Genomic DNA, 15,488 nt, shown 5'->3' with positions numbered 1-15,488 from the left:
CGATGCGTGGGGCGTGGCAACGACATCCAGCCAATCCGCTGCAAATCCATACCGCTACATGGAATCCGACCGTTCCGGCTCGCGCCGCTCTTCCCGTTCTTCGTTGCTCCGTAGCGAACTGCTCGCGGGCATCACGTCGTCGTTCGCGCTCGTGCCCGAGTGCATCGCCTTCGCACTCGTCGCGCGCGTCAATCCGCTCGCGGGCCTGTACGGCGCGTTCTTCATCTGCACGATCACCGCGCTGTTCGGCGGCCGGCCCGGGATGATTTCGGGCGCGGCAGGATCGATGGCCGTGGTGATCGTCGCGCTCGTGGTTCAGCACGGCCCGCAATATCTGTTCGCCACGGTCGTGCTGAGCGGCATCGTCATGATGCTGTTCGGCGCGCTGCGCCTTGGCAAGCTGATCCGCATGGTGCCGCATCCGGTGATGCTCGGCTTCGTCAACGGCCTCGCGATCATCATCGCGCGCGCGCAGTTCGAGCACTTCAAGGTACCCGGCCCGCAGGGGCCGCAATGGATGCACGGCGCGGCGCTCGCGCTCATGGCGGGGCTCGTCGCGCTCACCGTGGCAATCGTGTTCGTGCTGCCGCGCGTGACGAAGGCCGCGCCGCCTGCGCTCGTGGCGATCGTCGGCGTGGGGCTCGCCGCGCAGTTGCTGCACTTGCCGGTGCGCACGCTCGGCGACATGGCGCATATCGCGGGCGGCTTGCCCGCGTTTGCGCTGCCCGCCGTTCCGTTCGATCTCTCCACGCTGAAGATCGTGCTGCCCTACGCCGTGCTGATGGCGATGGTGGGTCTGCTGGAGACGCTCCTCACGCTCAACCTCACCGACGACGTGACGGCCACGCGCGGCCGCCCCAACCGCGAGTGCGTGGCGCTCGGCGCGGCGAATGTCGCTTCGGGCCTGTTCAGCGCGATGGGCGGCTGCGCCATGATCGGCCAGACCGTCATCAATCTCGGCTCGGGCGGTCGCGCGCGCATCTCGGGCGTGACGAGCGGCGTGATGATCCTGCTCTACATCCTGTTCCTTTCGCCGCTGATCGAGCGCATTCCACTCGCGGCGCTCGTGGGCGTGATGTTCGTGGTCGCCGCGCAGACCTTCGCGTGGGGCTCGCTGCGCGTGCTGCACAAGGTGCCGCGCAACGACGCTGTGGTGATCGTTGCGGTCACAATCATCACTGTGTGCACGGACCTCGCGACGGCGGTGCTCTGCGGCATCGTGATCGCCTCGCTCAATTTTGCGTGGCAGCATGCGCGCGAATTCCGCTGCGACACTCGCGACACCGCTGCGGGCAATCGCGTGTACGTGCCGCGCGGCACGCTATTCTTCGCGTCGGCCGCGCACTTCCAAACGCTGTTCGATCCGCTGAACGATCCTGTGCACGTCACGATTGACTGCGCGCATCTGCATGTGGCGGATCATTCGGCCATCGCCGCGCTAGAGGCGGTGCAGGAGCGCTACGAGCGCGCGGGCAAAGAGGTCGTGTTCGCACATCTTTCGCCGCGCTGCAGCGGGTTGCTGACGCGGGCGGATGTGGAGGTGCGGGTTTCCGCGTGATGGGCCGAAGGCGGGGGATTCCCCGCCTTTTTTGTTTGGGCTTGCACGACGCGATGTATGCGCCCAAGTGCACCGCTTCCAGCCTGCGCTGATACGCTAACAACACACGGCTTGCCGGCACGGTTTCGTGGCCCGGGGTCCACGCCAAAAAAAGCTTGACCTGGAGTGCACTCGAAGTCCCACCATTCAGAACGTCGATGAGGAGAAGCGCATGAAGATTGGTGAACTGGCCGCGCTCACGGGCCTTTCGGCCCACACGATCCGCTATTACGAGCGCATCGGGCTGATTCCTTATGCGGTGCGCGACGAAACCGGCCAACGCGCTTACGACCGCTCGGTGCTCGAATGGATCGAGTTCCTGGGCCGTCTGAAGACCACGGGCATGCCGATCCAGGGCATGTTGCGCTACGCGCAATTGCGCGCGGCGGGCAAGGCAACCGAGCGCGAGCGCGGCGAATTGCTGGCGGCGCATCGCGAAGCGGTGCGTGCGCAGGTGGCCGAACTCAAGGCGTGTCTTCTCGTCCTCGACAAAAAGATCGAAGGTTATTCCCACGCCATGCAAAGGAACGAGAATGCACGAAACGATGAATCAGGTCAGCGCCGCCCAGCAGGAAAGTCGCCTCGCAAGAGGCAAGCGCATGCTCTCGGCGATTGACGGCAGCGGCGGCGAGCACGTGGTCGACTCGCTTGCCGATATCGCGCCGGATTTCGCGCAGTATCTGCTGGAATTCCCATTCGGCGACATCTACTCGCGGCCGGGTCTCGACCTGCGCTCGCGCGAGATCGCCACCATCGCGGCGCTCACGGCCATCGGCCACGCGCAGCCGCAGCTCAAGGTCCACATTGCTGCGGGCCTGAATGTGGGGCTCACGCGCGAGGAGATCGTCGAAACGATCATGCAGATGGCCGTGTACGCAGGCTTTCCGGCGGCGCTCAACGGTCTCTTCGCGGCGCGCGAGGTGTTCGCCCGCGAGGCTTGAGGCGCTCGACGCGCGCGGCGGCTCGCCGCTTCGCGCGTGCCTCAGAAACTCCAGAAGAGGAAATGGTGGCGCTTACGCGGATGAGGTGCGCGTTGCGTAGGACTCACTGGGGCCAACTGCTCGTGTGCATCGATCACCCGGGCGCGCAGCGCCATGTCATAGAATGCGCCGACCACTGGCAGGGCGCTATGCGCGCCCTCACCCCAGTAGTCGTCGCGCAACGTCACGCGTGCGTCGTCGAATCCCACCCATGCGCCTGCAACCAGTTCGGGGTGAATCAGGATGAACCAGCTATCCGTGCTGTCCTGCGTCGTCCCCGTCTTGCCTGCGACGTCGGCGCGAATCCCGAAACGTGTCCGGATGTCTTTGCCGGTGCCGCGGCTGACGACGTCGCGCATCACTTCGACCAGCTTCAATGCCGCAGCGGCGGGCAGCGCCTGCTCCGGTCGCGCGACCGGAAATTCGGCGAGTACGTTGCCGTTGCGATCCTCGATGCTCGTCACCATGCGCGGCTCGACGTAGGCGCCACGGTTGGCGATCGTGCAGTACGCCGAGACCATCTCCCTTAGCGTGACAGGACTCGTGCCCAGGGCGAGTGACGGCACCGGATCAAGCGGGCTCTCGCGCACACCCATCGCGCGCGCGAGCGCGGCAACCTTGGCTGGCCCCTCGCGCTGCATGAGCTGGGCGGTCACTCGGTTACGCGAAAAGGCAAGGGCGTCACGCAGCGACATGGGCCGGCCAGTCGGTGGCTCCGGGTCGGTCGGCTTCCATACCGCATTGCCTTTCAATGGGATCGAGACGTTGCGATCGACGATCGTGTCACCCGGCTGCGCGCCGTCCGCGAAGGCGGCGCCATAGACGAAGGCCTTGAACGTGGAGCCAGGCTGCCGTCGCGCCTGCTGAACGTGATCGAAAGGCTCGTCATGAAAATCGCGGCTGCCGACCCATGCCTTGATGTCTCCGTTGCGAGGATCCATGGCGACGAATCCCGCTTGAATCTGCGTCTTGCTGTGGCAAAGGCCATCGACAAACGATGCGTCCATTGCGAGTTTCCTGATGGCGTCTTCATCCGACTGTCCGGCACCCCGTGCATTGCGGTACTCCGCGGTTTGTCTGATGAACGCCTGGAATAGCGCGTTGCCCGGCCAGCAGCCTGTGCGCGTGTTCCACCCGTCGTTGGCGATCGACTGCAACCGGCTGGTCTGCCACGCTACTGCCTGTGTCGCCATTGTCTGAAGCCGGGAGTCGATGGTCGTTCGCACGACGAGCCCGTCGGAGTAGATGTTGTAGCCGTTGCGATCGGCCCATGCAGTCAGCCACCTGCGCAACTGCGCGGCGAAGTGCGGAGCGGAGCCAACGGCCTCGGACTGTGGCTCGAAGTTGACGTTGAGCGGCTGGCGCATGAGCCACGCGTAGGCACCCGGTTCGAGTTTGCCGAACTTCACCATCTGCTGGAGCACCGTGTTGCGGCGCTCCCGCGCGCGATCTGGATTGAGCACCGGGTTGTAGGCGCTGTTCGCTTTGAGCATTCCCACGAGCGTCGCACTCTCGAGGACATTCAGTTCCGCGGCGGGCTTTCCAAAGTACGTGCGGGCCGCCATCTCCACGCCATATGCGTTGTACAGAAAGGGCACCGTGTTCAGGTACGTTTCCAGGATCTGGTCCTTGCTGTACACGGATTCGATCTTGAGGGCAGTGATCGCTTCCTTGAGCTTGCGCGTCAACGTTGGTGCGCGGCCGATTTCATCTGGATACAGATTGCGTGCGAGCTGCTGGGTGATGGTGGAACCACCCTGGCGACTACCTGTGAATGTATGAAGTGCGGCCGCCCCAATGCGCTGGAGGTCAATCCCGTGATGCTCGTAGAACCGGTGATCCTCGGTCGCAATCAGGGCGTCCACGACATGCGGCGAGATCTGGTTGAGCGTGACCCACTCGCGATTGACCGGCTTGAACTCGGCGAGCACATTGCCATCGGCGGAGAGGATCAGCGCGGGACGATCGACGCGGGCCTTGCGGATGTCACCGAGGCGAGGGGTGAATGGAATCAGGGCCAGCGTGTATGCCAGCGACAGCACCGGTATTGCGGCGAGCGTCAATACGATGCCCCGACGCGTCGGGTGGCGAATGCCGTGCAGCAATGTGCAGACAAGTCGGCGTGCCTTTGCGCCCGCCGTGGCGAAAAGCGAGCGGGCACGGCTCACCCAGCGTGCGCAGAGTTCACGAAACAGCGACACATACGGGTGGTTCACAGTAGCAGCGCAATGGACGAAAGGTCGGATCGTACCAAAGCGCAGGCGCGGTTCCGGCGGCAAAACGGGCCCACGCGCCTGCTGCTAACAGATGATTACACTTGTTTCGAATCTGTGGGGCCGCGCGTATGGCGCGCGGGCCGCCAGAGTGCCGGGAGTCCGATCAGCACTCGCCTTTCTTGGCGTGTCCGGGCGGGCAGTGCCAACCCTTATCGTGATGATGATGCTTTTCCCAGTCGTCGCGTTCCCAGTAGCGGTGGCCATCCCAATAGCGGTCGCCATGCCAACCCGGCGTAACGACGATGGCGGCAGGAGCCGGTGGCGGCGCGACCACGACAGGAGCACCCACGTTGATGCCGACGTTGACGTCGGTGGCGTGTACCGCGCCGGTCAGGCCGAATGCAGCGGCAGCGAATGCCAGTTGTGCGAGTGCTTGTTTCTTCATGGAACAGTCCTCCAATTTTGCACGGGTGCCCGGATCGGTTTCACTGGACAACAAAAAACCCACTCGAAGGCGGGTTCTTTGGCACGACGGATTCTTGCGGGATTCGCCCGGGTTTTGCCCACCTGTTGCCCGAACTCGGGAAACGAAGACATTGCCCAAAACCTTCCTGAGTCTCGCAAAGCCTTACTGGGCTTTGGTTGCGGGGGCAGGATTTGAACCTGCGACCTTCGGGTTATGAGCCCGACGAGCTGCCAGACTGCTCCACCCCGCGGCGCAAAGTGTACTCGGACCATCAAGGCGGGTCAATCGCCGGCGCGCTCGGCGCAGGTCTCGTGCTAGGCGCCGCAGTGACGCTCGTTGACCCCGTGCCGAATCAGGATGCTTTCTCATTACGCAGCATACAGAAAGGAATCCTGATTATTGTTCTGGAGCGGACCAGGTAAGGAGGAGCGACGTTGACGCGATTGACGGCACGCCTGTACGGCCGGCATCCTTGCGCGCGACCACCAGTAAGCGCTGAGGCGCCTCGGGCCGAACGCGCTTGTTCTCCAGGGCGACATACGTTCAGTCGAAGACATGCGGGCGATTGCCGCTGAGATAAAAGAGAAATTCGGTGGCCTGGGTGTCGTGTTCGCCAACGCCGGCTAGCTTGCCCCTCCGCAGTCAACGACATCGACGACAACACTCTACAGCGAGATTGTGGACATCAACGTCAAGGGCGTGGTGTTCACGCTTCAAGCGGTGCTGCCGGACTTGCGAGAGGGTTCCTCAGTCATCCTCAATACATCGTTCGTGGTGGTTTTCAATCCGGCCCAACCTGGTTGCGCACGCGGACGGGCCGAAGCGCAAGGAGAAATGATCTTGACCGACTGTGTGGAATGCAGAGTGACCGTTCGTGGAATTTGTCATCTGCAAGTCCGTTGCGCGGGGCGATTATTGGCCGACCGCCGCTTGATGTGGTCGGCGGTAGTCGACCCGCAAGCGGTCTATCGATCTCACAAAGGATTCAACCGGCCACTCACCCCAGATCAGAACCGGGTTCCCATGTGGGAGACACGCGAGACACCCGGCTCGGCACTAGACGGCCGCCTCAACACGGCGACCTGGTCATGCGGGCTCAGTAGCGCTTTTTCGGCGGCAACGAGCGTTTGATCTGTTTGCGCAAGCGTGCCACTGCAGCAGCCTTTTTGCGTTTGCGTTCTGTGGTAGGTTTTTCATAGGCTGTCCGGGCACGAAGCTCCGGAATCAAGCCGTTGCGCTCGATCGCGCGACGGAACCGGCGTAAAGCAACTTCCATGGGCTCGTCGGGTTTCAGAATTACGGTAGTCAATTTATTTCCCCTGGTTGAGATCTGGCAGCAATGGCGAATGGTGACGTGGAGGTGCATGCAGCGCCGTGGCGCAGGTGAGGGTCACAGCCGATGCTCGCATGTCGCGCCGTCAACGACGACGAAATGCGGGTCTTTGTGTTGCGCCGCCGCTGCTGCGTTCATCCTTATGTCGAAAATTGATTCGTCCTTTCGTCAGGTCGTACACCGAGAGTTCCAGTGTCACCCGATCGCCGGCAAGGATGCGGATGTGATTCTTGCGAATTCGACCGGACGCGTACGCCCCCACCACCACGCCATTGTCGAGCGTGACACGGTAGCGGCTGTCCGGGAGCACTTCTTCAACGATACCGTCGAGTTCCAGCAGTTCTTCTTTGGCCATTCAAGGTTCCTTATCATTTGGCGGGACATGGGCTCGGACGCCGCGTTGAGGAAGAGCCGCGAACGTTGATCGACACGGGCTCGCGCGGGAGTGGGAGGCATGAAAACAACTGGGCGGCCCTTGCGCCCTGGAAGTCATGGACACCGCTGTGTCCGGGCGGCGAATCAGGCACGCGAGGGGATTGGTCCGACGCGGGCGCACGTCAAACCGTTGCGATGCGAGTCGGAGCGTGCAGTCCAGCGAGCACTGATATTGCTGGCCTCACTGGACTATCAATCAGGGAAAGATTCGCGACTAACCAAAACGCGTCGTTTCGGTGCTGTGCGAAGCGAACCAGCCTTCCATTATAACCGAAGGCTGCCATCTGCTCGGCCGCTATCGGCGGGGTCAGAAGGAAGGGGTAGTGTCAACCATGGGCAGTTCGGGATCCAGCGTGATCTTTGGGCGCGTTTTTGCAGCCGCCCTGGTGCCTTGGATACGTTGGGTGCTTCGAACCGTGGCGCGTCTTTAACCGCGTGTGTCGACCCAGTTGCGTGCCCACTCGGTCGAGTGCTGCAACGCCTGCTCTTCACTCTTGAAGTAATCGAGCGAATAGAACCAGTAGCGGCCTTCGGCTCTCGCGCTATCGATGCGTTCAAGCAGCAGGTTGGATGAAAAGCTACCGTCGGGCAATCGATGCGCCGAGGATTGAACGGCATAGCCGTTGTAATGTTGAATCTGTTTGCTTTGCATTTTATTTTAATGATATTTGAGTGCGTCCGTGCCGTGCGAAAAGTGCACGGGTGCGCCGATTCAAAGCCATTGCAAGCCGAATCTGAAGCAGTCGGAACGCGAAAAAGGGGCGTTGAAGCCAGAGGGGAGAATGAGGTGCAACGAGGCGTATGGCGCTTGGCAAGCTGCTGAACAAACAGGTGCAGCGTAGAGCGATGGCGCCAACTTTGGGAGACAAAGCTCCGCGAGGGTGTCGCTGCAACCCGGCGTCCGTCGTCGGATGCCGGGTCCTTCAAACTTTACAGCGGCTTGATGTTAGCCGCTTGCAGACCCTTCGGGCCTTGCTTCGTTTCGAAGCTCACCTTCTGATTTTCAGCCAGCGTCTTGAAGCCGTCGGCACGGATCTCGGAGAAGTGAGCGAACAGGTCGTCGCCGCCCTTGTCCGGGGTGATGAAGCCAAAGCCCTTGCTGTCGTTGAACCACTTAACGGTACCGGTTTCCATGAAGAATCCCTGAGAAATAAACGAAGAGTTGCTCTGTTAAGGAGCGCGTGAAGCTTCAAGGAGGGAGAGGACAACGAATACCGCTGGGGAGCGAGCAATTGATGAACAGCAATCGAACTTCTTGAACTTCGACCGGCACATTACCCGTCAGTCGGGTCAGCGTCAACACTTATCTTGTAACTGATTCTCCAGTCGGCTCGTTCCAGCGACGAAGCGATGCGGCCCTGCCCGGCTGCGCCCCTTGCCTGGTATGGCGCGCAGGCTGGACAGAGGTGGCGGCCAGGCGCAAGCCCGAGGCGGCGGCGCACTTGGCCGGCTGCGTTCCAGGTGGCGGACTTCACGGCCGACTACCGTGCCCGTATCCAGTCCTGAGCCGGCTGGCGGAGCGACGAACATCATCGCCTCATCCAGAATTGAAGCGGCCATTCCTCCTGCAATGGCCATGGACGCATCGCGGCACCTTCCCGTCGGCGACGGTGGCTTCGCTCGCGGAGACGACGACCGGTGCGTCATCCCGCTATTCGAGTGCTCGGCGAAGGTCACGTCGGCGCTACGCGTATTCGTCGCCTACCGATTTATGCCGACACGATAAGCGGCTGTCGTTTTGCGCCGCATGCGGCATCAAACGATTCGCGAGGCGGCCCGCCACGAAGCCAGCCGTGTCATAGTTCCTGTTGGCCCCAGCAGGATCCCGATCCTCGAAACCTGGCGCCTGCGGAATTGTAAACACAGCAGGGGGCCAGACGGGTAGGATGCGCGTTGATGTACTGCATGCCGGTTCACGATCCGTCTCCAACTTTTGGAAGACGGCCGACCTTAACGGTTTTGTGAATTCCAGACAGGGCTACAGAGCAGACCATGGACACGATGAACCCGATTTCTGACGGTCACCGATTCTCTCTCGTCCTCATCAAGCCGACCCATTACGACGACGACGGCTACCCGATCCAGTGGCTGCGCTCGGTCATGCCTTCCAATACGCTCGCTTGTATGTATGCGCTCGCTGATGACGCGCGAAAGCGAAGCTTGCTGGGCCCGGGCGTCCATTTTGAAATCGAAACATGCGACGAAACCAACCAGCGGGTGTGGCCAGAGCGCATCATTCGTGACCTGAAGGCAAAGGGCGGGAGAGCGATGATTGGTCTGGTCGGTGTCCAGTCGAACCAGTACCCGCGCGCGCTCGACCTCGCCCGCCAGTTCCGTGCTGCAGGCTTGCCGGTTGCGATCGGCGGCTTCCATGTTTCTGGCTGCATCTCCATGCTGCCCGAGATGCCCGCTGAGCTTAAGGAAGCGCAAGCAATGGGTGTGGCGCTCTTCGCTGGGGAGGCCGAGGAACGGCGTTTTGATGAGGTCCTTCTCGACGCGTGGAATGGTGCAATGAAGCCCTTGTACAATTTCATGGACGACTTACCCACGCTTGAAGGTGCTCCCCAGCCGTTCTTGCCGCGCAAGCATATCGAACGCACGGCAGGCACCTATACCTCGGTTGACCTCGGCCGTGGTTGCCCGTATCAGTGCTCGTTTTGTACCATCATCAACGTGCAGGGGCACAAGAGCCGCTTTCGCACCCCCGACGATCTCGAAAAGATCATCCGCGAGAACGCAAAGCAGGGCATCGACCGGTTCTTCGTCACGGACGATAATTTCGCCCGCAACCACGACTGGGAAATCCTTCTCGACCGCGTCATCGAACTTCGGGAAAAGGAAGGCATTCACTGCGGCTTCACGATCCAGGTCGACACGCTCTGTCACAAGATTCCAAACTTCATTGAGAAGGCAACGCGCGCGGGTGTGCGTCGCGTGTTCATCGGGCTTGAGAATATCAATCCCGAGAATCTGATCGCGGCAAAGAAGCGGCAGAACAAGATCACCGAATACCGCGCCATGCTGCAGAAGTGGCGCGCCCACGGCGCGATTACCTACGCTGGCTATATCATCGGATTCCCGGCAGACACGAAAGAATCGATCCTGCGCGACATCGAGATCATCAAGCGTGAATTGCCGATCGACATTCTCGAATTCTTCATGCTCACCCCGCTTCCAGGCTCCGAGGATCATCAGACGATGGTGAGGAACGGTGAATGGATGGACCCGGACATCAACAAATACGACACCAACCACCGGGTCACGCACCACCCGAAAATGTCGGACGCTGAATGGGAAGAAGCGTATCGGTGCGCCTGGAGCGCGTTTTACTCGTACGAGCACATCCGCACGATCGTCAAGCGGGCAGCGCAGATCCCGAACGGCCGACCGAAGACGATCATGCGCACAATCGCGTGGTTCAGACTGATGATCGAACACGAGGGTGTGCATCCGCTCGAAGGGGGAGCCCTGCGAATGAAACGCCGCCGTGACCGCCGTTGGGGGCTACCGGTCGAATCGCCACTTCGCTTCTATCCGCGCTTCTGGAGTGAGACTGTTGTCAAGATGACCAAATATCTGCGCTTCTACCTCAGGACAGAGGCTACCCTCAGGGCAGTCATGAAGGCACCGGACCGTTACACCTACACGGATATCGCCATCACGCCGCTGCAGGAAGAGGAGTTCGAGCAGCTCGGACTCTTTCACGCCACGAGCGGCGGCGAGGCCGCGCTGGCTGTCCACCACCGGCGTATTGCCATCCGGTCATCTGGCCCGACTGCAGCGTGATATCGCTGGCGTTGAAACAGAGAAACGGAAAGGGAGCGCATGAATCGCTCGAATGACGGTTGACCGCAATCAGCGCAGGGCCGAAGCCGGCCGGCAAGCGATCGCTCGCCGACCTGTTCGCTTTCAAACTTCGGTTCCAGCGTTGGATCGGCCAGGCGTCGCCAAAAATGCGCACGCGCTCCTGCCCGGACAAATACTCACCACTTTATTGTCCGGGTTGCTGGGGCGAGTCGCATTGCCGCGCCACGCATCGCCAGAACTCGTGCTCGTGCGGCGCATTGTCGAAGAAACTGGGCGTCGCCTGCCACAAGGAGGCATTCTGAATCCGCCCTTCCGGAGTTTTGCAATCGTTGGCTGCTTGCGCAACGGATTTCGCCGCACCGTCAAGGCACTGCGGATCACCATGTGAGCAGAGTGCCGCGGCTTCCTTTTCACAGGCGGCAAACGCAGAGCTACCACTGAGGCACAGCGCGGCTAACATTATTCGAGCAGCGATCTTAATCGAGAGATGGCTAAAAGGGCAGGGGCCTGAAAAAGACCGCCTACGCTTGATCTGGATGTTCACGGTAGACTCCCTCGGCGGATTATTCGCCATTAACTGCATTGGCAACGATTGGGAGAGACAACCTCTATTGTCTGACGATAATTTACCGTTGTACATACAACGATTAGTTAATAATTTGTCATCCTAATTTATTCAGATAGTCTAGGATGCGTCGTTTACGTATCGATTAAACTGAAGTTTAAGTGGTTTATTGACATTAAAAATGTCGCTACCTGCTTACTTGGGTTAATCGTGGAATTAGACGAATCCGAAGAAGTAGCGTCGTCAAAAAATGATGTGGAATAGCCATTCGAAAGTCCTTCCGTAGGCGAAGGTGAACGGCCTGAGATGGCAGCCTGTGCAGTCGGTATTGCGAGGGCGTGCATCTGAGTGGAACGGTCATTGCATACCGGCACTCGTGACAAGTTTTCAGTCTTACCCGACAGTCATCGTCCGATCGCCCGGCAAGTCATCGAATTCGTATGTGCGGCACCGCACACTACGCTGACCCGGTTGGAGCCCTGACGTATCTGGTTGACCTATCCTCGATGGTATCTCGTGGCTTCGCCCGACGGCATGGACGATGTGAAGACGCCATGCCGGCACTTGGGCGACGAATCGTCGCGATGTCGAGGCGTCCACCACGGAGAGTGGGCGTGCCACGAGCCGACATCGTTATCGTGGAGGGGACATTCGCCATGAAATTTATTGTTCAATGGAAAGGCGAGCCAGCAATGCAGCAGGCTGCAATTGAGCGCTTCATGAAAACAGGCGGTCAGCCGCCCGATAACGTCAAGATGTTGGGACGCTGGCATGCAGGCGGAGAGTTTAGAGGCGTTGCAATCGTTGAAGCGGCGGACGCCAGCGCAGTCGCAGCGATGGTGATGCAATGGAGCGATATCTTCTCTTTCACAACGACGCCGGCGCTAACTGACGAGGAACTCGGCGCTGTTTTGGCGGCTCAACAACAACCGGCAAACTGAAATCCACAAGCGTTGGACGGCCGGGCCTGGAGCGCGTCGGGGGGCGCGCTCAGGGCATACGCGTCATGCCTTGCCGTCGATTGGTCCGCCATCAATGCTGTAGCCGGGCGACTCGACGAACGTCCCGGAAAAGCACTAAGCTTCGACACACCGGCTGAGCGATTCCATCAAACCCCCGTACCTGCCTGAACCGCCTGTATGGGCAGTATATGAAAGCGCCGAGAGCTCGACTCCGTTACTTTTGTCCACCGAGGTTGGCGGGCTCTTGCCTGCATGATGATGGCGGGGATGCTGACTACGCTGGTGCGAGCGACGTCAGATTTTCAGTCGGGAAATCTTGGCGCCGGATAGCGTCACATCGCCCATCAGCCCGGCGTTGGTCATCACGATGGCTTGAACAGGTGCGGTAGCCGTTGTCGTATCGATCTGGCCGTTCGCACCAACCTTCAACAGCGCAACCGATCCTTCGCCGCCGACTGACCAGCCTTTCGAGTTGCGGAAGCTGGCAAGCGCATCATGGGTCATGAAGAGAAAGATGACGGCCTTGGATTGCGCACCTGCCTGCAAGCCGAATGAGCCCGCCGCCGTGCTGTAGTAGCCGACCGTTTTCCCGCCTACCCGTAAAGCGCCTTGACCGTATTCTCCGCCGGCGACGAAGCCAGCCTTGATCACCGACGGGAACACGAGTACGCCATTCGCCTTGGAGACAAGTTCTTTTGAGCCTTTGACGGTCTCGTACAGCCGCGAGCCAGGCCAGGCCTCTCCGTCCGGCGATGCAGCAATATCGATCAATCTAATCCAACCGGGCTGCTGGTGCGTCGCCGTGCCAACAATATTTAGCAGACTTGCGCGTTACGCAATAGGACTTAGGTCAAATATGGTACAGGGAAGCCGCGGGTCACCGTGACGGCGGGTTTTCTCAACGGCCGGGTCGAGAAAACAGGTTGACGAGATTCCCATCCGGGTCGCGCATCAGGAGCGAGCGATTGCCCCAAGGCATCAATGTCGCCGGCATCACGATGGTTGTTCCGGACGCATTCATCCGTTCGAACACCGCGTCAACGTCCTCAACTTCGAACTCCAGAATTGCCGATTGATTGGCCGCGGCAGTGGCAGCGCCGGCATTGAAAAGCTTGATCAGGTGCTCAGATGAAATCGCGAGCGTCGCGCCCTCGAATCGCATTTCGGCAAACCCATCAGCCAGACGTACAGCCTCGATCCCGGAAAGCCTCTGATAAAACCCGACCAGCCTTTCGATATCCGGGGTAACAACTCGAACCGATGCGAACTTCATTCTGAGCTCCTCGCGAAGAAAAGAGCTTCAGTCTAATGATCCATACTGTCAGATTCTGGCAGTATGGTGCGACTGGCGACCTGATTGGACTTGCGCCACTCACGAAGCAGTGTGGAACGCCTCTTTGGGTAGCGCTCCTCCATTTGCTCGACGCTCATGATCCGATCCGACCGGAAATTGCGAAAATCAGCGCGAAGCTCGCACCAACACATCAGTACTCGCGCCTGGTCGAAATACACCAGGGCAAAAGGCCAAACGACACGCCGGGACTGAATACCCGCGCCGTCCACGTAAGTCATATCGAGCTTGCGCTCCGCACGGACCGCGGTACGCAGGAGGTCCGGCGAGATTGTGTGATCAGGTCTCGTCAATGGCGCGCCGACCAGCAGCGAAGATTCCTCCAGTTCGCGACGCAATTCAGCGGGCAGTACGGCGGCTATCTTCGCAAGCGTGCTGAGCGCACCGGACGATAGCGTCTTGTCGCAGCGATCGGCCACCCAGCGCATGCCAAGCACCAAGGCATCGAGTTCCTCTGAGCTGAACATGATGGGGGGAAGCATGAAACCCGGTTTCATCACGTAGCCAACGCCTGGCTCCCCCTCGATCATGGCGCCTTGCGCCTGCAAACTGGCAATGTCCCGGTATAGCGTGCGGATGCTCACACCGAGCTCTTCAGCGAGGGCCTGGGCGCTCACGGGACGTCGATAACGACGTAACACTTGCAGGAGTTGAAGCAGACGTTCGGCACGGGACATACGTGAATCCTGATATCGATACTGAAGGAAATCGACGCCACGATCCGTGACTTCAGACCGAATGCAATTGGTCCGTTCCGGCAGGCATTGCATTGTTCACGATCTATGCGGCCTTGTCGAACGCTTCACTATGGCGAACGAAGAAAATCAACGCCTCAGGCGAGCGGGCCCTCCTCATCTTTTCGGCCGACCGCGACCGTAATGGCACTGCCGACGATGAGCGCAATTCCAATGAGCGACAGTGGTTGAATCGTCTCACCCCATATGACGTAACCGAATAGGGCTGCCCATATCAGGCTTGTGTAGTTATACGGTGCAAGCTTCCCGGCGTCCGCTTGGCGAAAAGCGATTGTCATCAAGATTTGCCCGGCGGTCGCGAATACGCCGAGGAGCGCCATGATCAATAGTGATCCTAAAGACGGCGTGCGCCAATTGAATACCAGAGTAAGGCCGGTAATGACCGTCCCAACCAGGGTGAAAAACAAAACCGTCGTTGCTGAGTCGTCGGCTGGCTTGATGCGCTTGATCTGAACGATAGAAAGTGCGCCGAAGAAGGCACTCAGGAGAAGAAACGCGGGCCCGAGCCAGCTCGATTGACCACCGCCCGGGCGCGCCACGAGCAGTACGCCGCAGAACCCGACAAGCGCTGCGGAGGTTCCGCTAATCGTCCACCGCTCTCGCAGAAGCAGCGGCGCGAGCAAGATGACGATCAGTGTCTCCGAATACGCGAGTGCGACCGCTTCTCCCAATGGGACATAAGGTAAGCCGGCAAAGAATAGCGCTGACGCGCCAAGGAGTGTCAGCGCGCGCGCAGTCTGTCCTCGAATATCGATGTTGGCTAGTCGCTCAATGAGTGAACGACGTCCGCGGCAGCACATCGCTACTGCCGGAACCAGGCCGAAAAGCATTCGGAAGAACGTCACTTCATTTGCTGGATATTTCAGCGCGACTGTCTTCGCCAATGCATCGACTACGGCGAAGCAGAACATGGATGCGAGTATGTTGCCGACGCTGTTCAGCGCAAACGAGGTGATCCTTGTAGCGCTGGAAGAGGGCATGACGGCACATTGGCAAGAACAGGAATCGGCATCATCGCATA

The 15,488-nt window shown here is 60.0% G+C and carries 15 protein-coding genes, 1 tRNA gene and 2 pseudogenes; 7 read left to right on the top strand and 11 right to left on the bottom strand.

The window, feature by feature from the left end:
- The first annotated feature begins 58 nt into the window (after positions 1-58).
- The 3 genes from VSR72_RS16390 to VSR72_RS16380 all read left to right on the top strand — a co-directional run bounded on the left by VSR72_RS16390 (position 59) and on the right by VSR72_RS16380 (position 2,538).
- Complete coding sequence (locus VSR72_RS16390; protein WP_342953381.1) at positions 59-1,558, top strand: SulP family inorganic anion transporter; 1,500 nt, start codon at positions 59-61, stop codon at positions 1,556-1,558.
- Positions 1,559-1,769: 211 nt separating this feature from the next.
- Positions 1,770-2,213, top strand: a complete 444-nt coding sequence (locus tag VSR72_RS16385) for a MerR family transcriptional regulator (RefSeq protein ID WP_342953380.1) — start codon at positions 1,770-1,772, stop codon at positions 2,211-2,213.
- Positions 2,197-2,538, top strand: coding sequence for a carboxymuconolactone decarboxylase family protein (locus VSR72_RS16380; protein WP_342953379.1), 342 nt, complete (start codon positions 2,197-2,199; stop codon positions 2,536-2,538). Before VSR72_RS16385 ends, VSR72_RS16380 begins: the two co-directional genes overlap by 17 nt.
- Before the next feature lie 41 nt (positions 2,539-2,579).
- On the opposite strand, the gene VSR72_RS16375 is transcribed toward VSR72_RS16380, so the two are convergent.
- The 3 genes from VSR72_RS16375 to VSR72_RS16365 all read right to left on the bottom strand — a co-directional run bounded on the left by VSR72_RS16375 (position 2,580) and on the right by VSR72_RS16365 (position 5,509).
- A complete protein-coding gene (locus tag VSR72_RS16375; protein WP_342953378.1) occupies positions 2,580-4,793 on the bottom strand; it encodes a transglycosylase domain-containing protein in 2,214 nt (737 codons plus the stop codon).
- Between the two features lie 163 nt (positions 4,794-4,956).
- Positions 4,957-5,238 (bottom strand): hypothetical protein, encoded by a 282-nt coding sequence (locus tag VSR72_RS16370; RefSeq protein WP_342953377.1) that lies wholly within the window; start codon positions 5,236-5,238, stop codon positions 4,957-4,959.
- 194 nt (positions 5,239-5,432) lie between these two features.
- A tRNA-Met gene (locus tag VSR72_RS16365) sits at positions 5,433-5,509 on the bottom strand.
- 254 nt (positions 5,510-5,763) lie between these two features.
- On the opposite strand from VSR72_RS16365, the pseudogene VSR72_RS16360 reads away from it, so the two are divergent.
- A pseudogene (locus VSR72_RS16360) lies at positions 5,764-6,033 on the top strand (SDR family NAD(P)-dependent oxidoreductase); the annotation flags it as partial.
- 322 nt (positions 6,034-6,355) lie between these two features.
- Here the strand turns inward: VSR72_RS16360 and rpsU are convergent.
- The 4 genes from rpsU to VSR72_RS16340 all read right to left on the bottom strand — a co-directional run bounded on the left by rpsU (position 6,356) and on the right by VSR72_RS16340 (position 8,161).
- Positions 6,356-6,568, bottom strand: coding sequence for a 30S ribosomal protein S21 (gene rpsU / locus VSR72_RS16355; RefSeq protein WP_133186547.1), 213 nt, complete (start codon positions 6,566-6,568; stop codon positions 6,356-6,358).
- Positions 6,569-6,677: 109 nt separating this feature from the next.
- On the bottom strand, positions 6,678-6,947 hold the full coding sequence (infA, locus tag VSR72_RS16350; protein ID WP_342953376.1) for a translation initiation factor IF-1: 270 nt from the start codon (positions 6,945-6,947) through the stop codon (positions 6,678-6,680).
- Between the two features lie 507 nt (positions 6,948-7,454).
- Positions 7,455-7,679 carry a hypothetical protein gene (locus VSR72_RS16345; RefSeq protein ID WP_342953375.1) on the bottom strand — a complete coding sequence of 75 codons (225 nt, stop codon included), beginning with the start codon at positions 7,677-7,679 and terminating at the stop codon, positions 7,455-7,457.
- A 278-nt stretch (positions 7,680-7,957) separates the two neighbouring features.
- On the bottom strand, positions 7,958-8,161 hold the full coding sequence (locus VSR72_RS16340; protein WP_133186543.1) for a cold-shock protein: 204 nt from the start codon (positions 8,159-8,161) through the stop codon (positions 7,958-7,960).
- An 858-nt stretch (positions 8,162-9,019) separates the two neighbouring features.
- On the opposite strand from VSR72_RS16340, the gene VSR72_RS16335 reads away from it, so the two are divergent.
- The 3 genes from VSR72_RS16335 (at position 9,020) to VSR72_RS16325 (ending at position 12,340) form a co-directional block, all read left to right on the top strand.
- The gene (locus VSR72_RS16335) at positions 9,020-10,813 is read left to right on the top strand and encodes a radical SAM protein (protein ID WP_342953374.1); all 1,794 of its coding nucleotides are present in this window, start codon (positions 9,020-9,022) and stop codon (positions 10,811-10,813) included.
- Positions 10,814-10,865: 52 nt separating this feature from the next.
- A complete protein-coding gene (locus VSR72_RS16330) occupies positions 10,866-11,222 on the top strand; it encodes a hypothetical protein (protein WP_342953373.1) in 357 nt (118 codons plus the stop codon).
- A gap of 791 nt (positions 11,223-12,013) precedes the next feature.
- Entirely contained in the window at positions 12,014-12,340 is a 327-nt protein-coding gene (locus VSR72_RS16325) for a DUF3303 family protein (RefSeq protein WP_342953372.1), read from the top strand.
- 315 nt (positions 12,341-12,655) lie between these two features.
- Here the strand turns inward: VSR72_RS16325 and VSR72_RS16320 are convergent.
- The 4 genes and pseudogenes from VSR72_RS16320 to VSR72_RS16305 all read right to left on the bottom strand — a co-directional run.
- Positions 12,656-13,087 (bottom strand): annotated as a pseudogene (locus tag VSR72_RS16320) (YSC84-related protein); the annotation flags it as partial.
- A 172-nt stretch (positions 13,088-13,259) separates the two neighbouring features.
- The gene (locus VSR72_RS16315; protein ID WP_342953371.1) at positions 13,260-13,634 is read right to left on the bottom strand and encodes a VOC family protein; all 375 of its coding nucleotides are present in this window, start codon (positions 13,632-13,634) and stop codon (positions 13,260-13,262) included.
- Between the two features lie 32 nt (positions 13,635-13,666).
- Complete coding sequence (locus tag VSR72_RS16310) at positions 13,667-14,389, bottom strand: YafY family protein (RefSeq protein ID WP_342953370.1); 723 nt, start codon at positions 14,387-14,389, stop codon at positions 13,667-13,669.
- 155 nt (positions 14,390-14,544) lie between these two features.
- A complete protein-coding gene (locus VSR72_RS16305; RefSeq protein WP_342953369.1) occupies positions 14,545-15,447 on the bottom strand; it encodes a DMT family transporter in 903 nt (300 codons plus the stop codon).
- Positions 15,448-15,488: the final 41 nt, after the last annotated feature.

This window comes from Paraburkholderia sp. JHI869 (assembly GCF_038900775.1).
Lineage (GTDB): Bacteria > Pseudomonadota > Gammaproteobacteria > Burkholderiales > Burkholderiaceae > Paraburkholderia.
Note: the sequence above shows the minus strand (reverse complement) of the source record. Positions and strands in the feature narration are given on the sequence as shown.

Bases quoted from the DNA above. Each gene is read 5' to 3' on its own strand.
- VSR72_RS16370 (WP_342953377.1), bottom strand. From the start codon at position 5,238: ATGAAGAAACAAGCACTCGCACAACTGGCATTCGCTGCCGCTGCATTC.
- VSR72_RS16385 (WP_342953380.1), top strand. From the start codon at position 1,770: ATGAAGATTGGTGAACTGGCCGCGCTCACGGGCCTTTCGGCCCACACG.
- VSR72_RS16390 (WP_342953381.1), top strand. From the start codon at position 59: ATGGAATCCGACCGTTCCGGCTCGCGCCGCTCTTCCCGTTCTTCGTTG.
- VSR72_RS16340 (WP_133186543.1), bottom strand. From the start codon at position 8,161: ATGGAAACCGGTACCGTTAAGTGGTTCAACGACAGCAAGGGCTTTGGC.
- VSR72_RS16310 (WP_342953370.1), bottom strand. From the start codon at position 14,389: ATGTCCCGTGCCGAACGTCTGCTTCAACTCCTGCAAGTGTTACGTCGT.
- infA (WP_342953376.1), bottom strand. From the start codon at position 6,947: ATGGCCAAAGAAGAACTGCTGGAACTCGACGGTATCGTTGAAGAAGTG.
- VSR72_RS16315 (WP_342953371.1), bottom strand. From the start codon at position 13,634: ATGAAGTTCGCATCGGTTCGAGTTGTTACCCCGGATATCGAAAGGCTG.
- VSR72_RS16305 (WP_342953369.1), bottom strand. From the start codon at position 15,447: ATGCCCTCTTCCAGCGCTACAAGGATCACCTCGTTTGCGCTGAACAGC.
- VSR72_RS16335 (WP_342953374.1), top strand. From the start codon at position 9,020: ATGGACACGATGAACCCGATTTCTGACGGTCACCGATTCTCTCTCGTC.
- VSR72_RS16345 (WP_342953375.1), bottom strand. From the start codon at position 7,679: ATGCAAAGCAAACAGATTCAACATTACAACGGCTATGCCGTTCAATCC.
- VSR72_RS16330 (WP_342953373.1), top strand. From the start codon at position 10,866: ATGACGGTTGACCGCAATCAGCGCAGGGCCGAAGCCGGCCGGCAAGCG.
- VSR72_RS16380 (WP_342953379.1), top strand. From the start codon at position 2,197: ATGCTCTCGGCGATTGACGGCAGCGGCGGCGAGCACGTGGTCGACTCG.